Origin of the sequence: Methanospirillum hungatei (genome assembly GCF_020216685.1) — an archaeon.
GTDB lineage: Archaea > Halobacteriota > Methanomicrobia > Methanomicrobiales > Methanospirillaceae > Methanospirillum > Methanospirillum hungatei_B.
The window spans coordinates 1-6320 of sequence record NZ_JAIWNS010000238.1 but is presented as its reverse complement, the minus strand read 5'-3'; the positions used below and the strand labels follow the sequence as shown (position 1 = coordinate 6320).

Sequence of the window (6320 nt, the reverse complement as noted above, 5' to 3'; positions counted from 1 at the left end):
ATTATTCGACGCGGCTGATAAATTGAAGAAAGCAAGACCACAAAGTTGGAAAAGACCAGAAGTAGTGGTGAATGAAATCGCGAAAGGGTTTGCACGTTACCTGAAATGGAAATTTACAGACGGAACATTCGAGGTTTCAATAAGACAGAAAGCAGTTACTCAAAGAATAAATCGCCTAGGACGATTTATTCTTTTTTACAACGGCGAATTAGACTGGCTTTCCTGTCTCACCCTTTATCGTGAGAGAGATGCAGTTGAGAAGTGTTTCTTAAGAATGAAAAATGATTTGGACACTTTACCTCTTAATGCAAGAAGAGAAGACTCTGTGAGGGGTTATTTATTCATGGTTTTTATAGCCCTTATCATTAGAATGAGATTACAAATGATTTTGAAGGAAACGGGCCTTTCAAAACAGTATTCTGTCGAAAAACTACTTCTCGAACTTGAAAAGATCAAACTTTTTGTACTATCTCAGGGAGAGATCATTCAATCTGAAGTCAGTAAGAAAAATAGAGAAATTTTGACTGCATTAAGTCTATGCGCCTAAAGGTTTTCGGGAGGTGAGGATTTAACTGGTTATCAAAACAATCCGGATGGCGGTATAATGACGGGAAGGAATCTGTAATTTCCTTTTTAGGTGTGTAACTATCCGGCTTTCGTCCGTCCTAAATGGAAATTATTTTTTGGAGACATATTGCCCGAATTTATTCATCATGGAGACATTATTAAAATCATGAGTTTTCATATCAAAAGCCATGATTCTGCCTCCGGGTTTAACTACCCGTTTCCATCTATTGATGGCAATTTCGGGTTACAGAAGAGTCCATAATACCTATCTGCGCGTAATCACATCAAAACTATTGTCAGGGAAAAGTAAAGTTTCTGCATCACCGAAATGAAGATCCAGTTTAAGACCGCGTTCGCCTGATTTTCTTTCACAGACAGAAGAGGATAGTGCATAACCCCTTATTTTTGTTGCAGGGTATATATGTGATTTAAATACTCTAATATCCCAACATGGGGTTAATCGCTATTATCAGAAAACATTCCCGGAGAAAGATCGATCACTATTACTTCATGACCTAATTTAGAAAGAATAAGTGAGATAGAGCCAGTTCCGGTCCCTACATCCAGAATTTTTAAGGGTTCTTCTCCGATTTCCGTGTGAAGAAATTTCTCCCATAAATCCTCTTCCCTTTTTTCAATCCGTGTTCCGGATAATTATAATTAGTTTCATTCTCGATCCCTTCAGGTACGACGGCTGCAATTTTTTGGAATGACAGGAGCGGGAAAGAGAACTCTGACCCATCTTCTCATTCGGTTTTGGGATCCAGAAAATGGGATTGTCAGGCTTGATGGGCAGGATATCCGGGATCTCCGTCTTTCAGATCTGCGGAAAACCATATCCATTGTTACCCCGGATATCTTTCTGTTCAATACATCTATCAGGGAAAATATCCGGGTGGGAAAAACTGATGCAACCGATCAGGAGGTAGAGCAGACAGTAAAGTTTGCCAGGATACATGATTTCATACGGGGACTTCCGGATGGATACGAAACGATTGTCGGAGAACGGGGGATTCGTCTTTCCGGAGGAGAGCGACAAAGAGTTGCTATAGCCAGGGCAATTCTGAAAAATGCTCCGGCCCTTATAATGGATGAGGCAACCAGTAACCTCGATACCGGGACAGAACTGATGATCCGGGATACCATTCGGGAATTGATGAAGGGAAGAACGGTATTTATGATAGCACACCGGCTTAGCACGGTGGTTCACGCAGATACGATCCTCGTGCTAAACCAGGGAGAAATTATTGAACAGGGTTCTCACCATGAATTGTTACAGCATGATGGGTTGTATGCTTCTCTCATAACTGCACAGGAGATATGATAGATCTCCCTTTTTTCCCTGACATCATTTGGATTTCATTAGTCTATAAAAACTCATACTGATTCAAAGAAGTGTTGGTTCTCTCATTCATTTCGTATTACCATGTGATGAGAAACATTCATCTGTTTGCCATAATTTAATTAACATTATGTATTACGAAATACAATAATTACATATTCATCATGCTTCAGGTATCCAATTTAAAAACTTCATTCAGAACACCAGAAGGGATTGTAAAGGCTGTTGATTCTATTGATATATCCCTTCGGAAAAGAGAAAAAGTTGGCCTGATTGGTGAGACTGGTTGCGGAAAAACGGTATTTGGCATGTCTGTTGTTCGTCTGCTTCCTCATAACACTTCAATCTCTGGAAAGGTATCATATAAAGGAAAGGATCTCATGACCGTTCCGGAGAGTCACATGCAGAATATCCGGGGGAGTGAAATCTCATTTATTCTTCAGAATCCAAGTGTCTCATTAAATCCGCTCATGCGAGTCGGCGGGCAGATTGAGGAAGCAGTCCGGAAAGGAAAGAATCTTTCAGCTCAGGAATCCAGGAAAGAGACGTTACGCCTGCTCAAAGAAGTAAACTTTCAGGATCCTGAATATATCATGAATCGGTATCCTCATGAACTAAGTGGCGGAATGAAGCAGAGGGTGATGATAGCTATTGGTATTGCAAGTGAGCCAGATCTGATCATTGCAGATGAACCGACAAAAGCCCTTGATAAGGGGAATAAGAAGGAGATACTAAGTCTCCTCTCAGATACTGCAGAGAGAAGTTCCATGATCATGATCACCCATGATCTGGCTGCTGCCTCAGAGTTATGTGACCGGATCCTCGTTATGTATGACGGTGAGATTGTTGAGGATGGCCCCTGTGATGAGATACTCTCTGATCCCCTGCATCCGTATACGATAGCATTCATAAAGGCTCATCCAAAAAACGGGTGCAAGGCTATTCCTGGAAGTAGTCCTTCACTCATTGATCTCCCCTCCGGATGCAGGTTTCACCCACGATGCCCTGATGCCTGCGCCAAATGCAGAACGAATCATCCCGATCTCTCAAGTGGTCATTCTCATCACAGGAAGAACAGATGTCATTGCCATTAATTGAAGTGAAGAACCTGACCAAGGTATATCATTCCGGGTTATTTAAAAGGGAAGTTAAAGTTGCAGTCCATGATGTCTCATTCACGCTTCATACAGGGGAGACTCTTGGTCTTATTGGTGAGTCCGGAAGTGGAAAGACAACAATCGGAAGGCTTGTACTCAGATTAATCGACCCGACTTCAGGGAGAATCAGCTACAAGGGTCGGGATATCACCCATGTAAGCAGGAAGGAGATGCGACCACTGCGAAGGGATATGCAGATAATCTTTCAGGATCCTGAAAGTTCGTTAAATCCGAAGATGCGGATCTATCAGATAATTGAAGAACCTCTCCTATTGTATACGGAGTTATCCCCGAAAGAGAGGGATGAAAAGATTCGATCCATGGTATCCTATATCGGGCTCACTGAAGAATACTTGGGCAGATATCCATATCAACTCAGTGGGGGGCAGAATCAGCGTATTGTTCTGGCAAGAATTCTGATTCTGGAACCTGAGTTTTTGGTGGCTGATGAGCCGACAGCATCACTTGATGTATCAGTTCAGGCTCAGATTATTGAAATATTGAAGCGATGGAAACAGGAGCATACTCTTAGCATTCTCTTTATATCTCATGATGAAGATCTGGTCAAAACCCTGTGTGATCGGGTTATTCAGATTCATGATGGTCGTATTCAGGATCTGCAAGACCGAAACACATCCTGATTCTGAGGTCAAAAATGGGACAATCTATTTTTTCCCCAATATGATAAGAAACAACATCCGTCGGTAATTTTTTACAATATTTCATACATAATTAAAAATATTCATAACTTATCTAATCATACAATTATTATGGCTCCTGATCCGTCTGGTATCAAAGAAATGATCCAATCTGCATGGGATGAGTCTGCAGAGTGGTACGACATGCAACATGCCCATGGAGTCCAGTCAGAAGAGGAGCATACAGCATGGGTAAATCTGTTTAAACAGTTTACCTCTGATACCCCGATCACGGTCCTTGACATTGGTTGTGGAACCGGTGAGATGAGTCTTCTTCTTGCAGAGATGGGGCATTCGGTTCATGCAATCGATCTCTCTGAGAACATGCTGAAGAGAGCAGAGGATAAAGCCAGGAAAAAAGGCTACTCTATTTCGTTTTCAATTGACGATGCAGAATCTCTCTCATATGATGATGAATCATTTGACTTGGTTATAAACCGCCACCTGCTCTGGACGTTACCGGATCCTGAAAAAGCGCTGAGAGAGTGGAACCGGGTCCTGAAACCCCATGGGATGATAGCAGTTATCGATGGACTCTGGTTCCCTGAATCACTCTCTGGTAAATCCCGAAGGTTCCTCTCGAAACTTGGGATTCTTATTTCTGAACGCAGAAACCCGTTCAAGTCATATTATCCGGATGAACTGATCGATAACCTCCCTCATCCGAAAGGGATGGAGGCCTTCGAAGCAGTGAAATATGTAGAACGTGCAGGATTCCATAATGTCACCCTGCATTCCCTGGATGAAATTATGACCATTCAGAGGAAGTACATGCCTCTTTCAAACCGGATAGGGTATCAGATGCCTTATTATCTCGTACATGGTGTGAAATAGGTTAATGGGATAAGTAATTTTACATTTTGGTAGTTAGTATGATAAAAAAAATTATTGCAGGAGTATTTCTCGTTCTCCTCCTTATCGGAACGTGCGGTCTGGTATATGCGGATGGGAAGACCGTGGTAATTGGGCTGAGTGAAGAACCAACGGATTTAAATCCAATCCGTTCTGCAGGTAATGCAGTCTTTTATGATGTAATTAAGGTTTTTAATGGACTTATCAAGTCAGATAACAACCTTGAGATGATAGGAGATCTTGCAAGTTCATGGGAACAGCCGGATCCTACGACTATCATCTTTCATCTGAGAGATGGTGTAAAATGGCATGATGGGACTGAATTCACCGCTGATGACGTCAAGTTCACGTATGATCTCATGACCAGCGGTGAAAATGTGGCAATCTTTCCAACTTCGGGCGAATACAGTATAATCTCTTCAGTTGATGTGGTCGATAAAAATACCGTTAAGTTCACACTCAAGGAGGCAAGTGTCCCCTTTATGGAATGGCTTGCACTTCCCATTCTGCCAAAACATATCCTTGCCGGGCAGGATCTGAGTTCAACTGAATTCTGGCAAAAGCCTGTTGGAACCGGGCCTTATGTTTTTGACAGTTGGAATAAGGGAGAGGAGATCATCTTCAAAGCAAATCCTAATTACTTTGGAGATAAACCAAAGATTGAGACAGTTCGGTATATCATCCTTCCAGATGAGAATTCACGAATTAACCTTCTGAAAAGCGGTGATGTCCAGGCAATTAAGATACTCCCCAAATCTTCAAAGGCACTTGAAGGTCAGGCAGGAGTAAAAATCATTTCAAACCCGTCAGCAAACTGGTATGGCATTAATCTTCCCTATATTCTTCCCCAGTTCAAGGATACTGCCGTTCACCAGGCTATTGCCTATGCTTTAAACAAACAACTTATGGTTGATACGATCTTCGCTGGTCATGCAGTGCCTGCCTATGGACCATATCGGAAAGAGAGCTGGGTGTATAATCCTGCAATAGAGTTTAACCAGGATGTAGAAAAAGCTAAAAAGCTTCTTGATGATGCCGGGTGGAAACCAGGAAAAGATGGTATAAGAGAAAAAGAGGGTGTAAAATTAGAATTTGAACTTTTATATGTTGCAACATCAGAGGAAAGGAAAGATTTAGCGGTTGCTGTTGCATCTGATCTTGAAAAGATCGGTATCAGGGCGATCCCAACATCCAAAGCCAACTGGGATGAGTTAAATCAGAATGTTTTCCATAATAATGCGGTGATTATGGCTTTTGGTTCACCCTTTGATCCTGACAATAACAATTACCAGATCTATCATAGTTCATACATCGGTAATGGTTGGAATAATCCGGCTGGATATAATAATCCAGAAGTTGACCGGCTGTTAGAACAGGGGCGAACCACCTCTGATAGGGAGGAGCGAAAGAAGATCTATGGTCAGTATCAGAAGATTCTCTCCGAAGATCAGCCAACTCCGCAGATTCTCTTCTCAAACTACGTCTTTGCAGTGAGTGACAAACTTACTGGATTAGTTCCCCGGATGGGTCCACATGGATCTATGGGTGGAATTAACGGAGAATTATGGTGGAATATTGAAGAGTGGGATATAAGGAGTTAAATACTCATGGATCAGGCTCTCCTTGGATATATTAGCCGGAGAGTTCTTCAAATCCCACTTCTTTTAGTTGGAATCAGCATCCTTACTTTTTTACTCATGTTTC

The 6320-nt window shown here is 41.9% G+C and carries 7 protein-coding genes; 6 read left to right on the top strand and 1 reads right to left on the bottom strand.

What is annotated here, in order from left to right; translation table 11 throughout:
• Positions 1–547 (top strand): IS1634 family transposase (locus LDL35_RS13885; protein ID WP_304023495.1); only part of this gene is annotated, 547 nt, incomplete at its 5' end.
• Between the two features lie 476 nt (positions 548–1023).
• Here the strand turns inward: LDL35_RS13885 and LDL35_RS15470 are convergent.
• Positions 1024–1134, bottom strand: coding sequence for a class I SAM-dependent methyltransferase (locus LDL35_RS15470; RefSeq protein ID WP_369694942.1), 111 nt, complete (start codon positions 1132–1134; stop codon positions 1024–1026).
• Positions 1135–1276: 142 nt separating this feature from the next.
• Here LDL35_RS15470 and LDL35_RS13880 point away from each other — a divergent pair, with 142 nt between their 5' ends.
• The 5 genes from LDL35_RS13880 to LDL35_RS13860 all read left to right on the top strand — a co-directional run bounded on the left by LDL35_RS13880 (position 1277) and on the right by LDL35_RS13860 (position 6217).
• Positions 1277–1891, top strand: coding sequence for an ABC transporter ATP-binding protein (locus tag LDL35_RS13880; RefSeq protein ID WP_304023494.1), 615 nt, complete (start codon positions 1277–1279; stop codon positions 1889–1891).
• 182 nt (positions 1892–2073) lie between these two features.
• Positions 2074–3003, top strand: coding sequence for an ABC transporter ATP-binding protein (locus LDL35_RS13875; protein ID WP_304023492.1), 930 nt, complete (start codon positions 2074–2076; stop codon positions 3001–3003).
• Entirely contained in the window at positions 2988–3707 is a 720-nt protein-coding gene (locus LDL35_RS13870) for a dipeptide/oligopeptide/nickel ABC transporter ATP-binding protein (RefSeq protein WP_304023490.1), read from the top strand. Before LDL35_RS13875 ends, LDL35_RS13870 begins: the two co-directional genes overlap by 16 nt.
• 159 nt (positions 3708–3866) lie before the next feature.
• Entirely contained in the window at positions 3867–4598 is a 732-nt protein-coding gene (locus LDL35_RS13865; protein ID WP_304023488.1) for a class I SAM-dependent methyltransferase, read from the top strand.
• A 38-nt stretch (positions 4599–4636) separates the two neighbouring features.
• Positions 4637–6217, top strand: coding sequence for an ABC transporter substrate-binding protein (locus LDL35_RS13860; RefSeq protein ID WP_304023486.1), 1581 nt, complete (start codon positions 4637–4639; stop codon positions 6215–6217).
• The last annotated feature ends 103 nt before the right edge of the window (positions 6218–6320 follow it).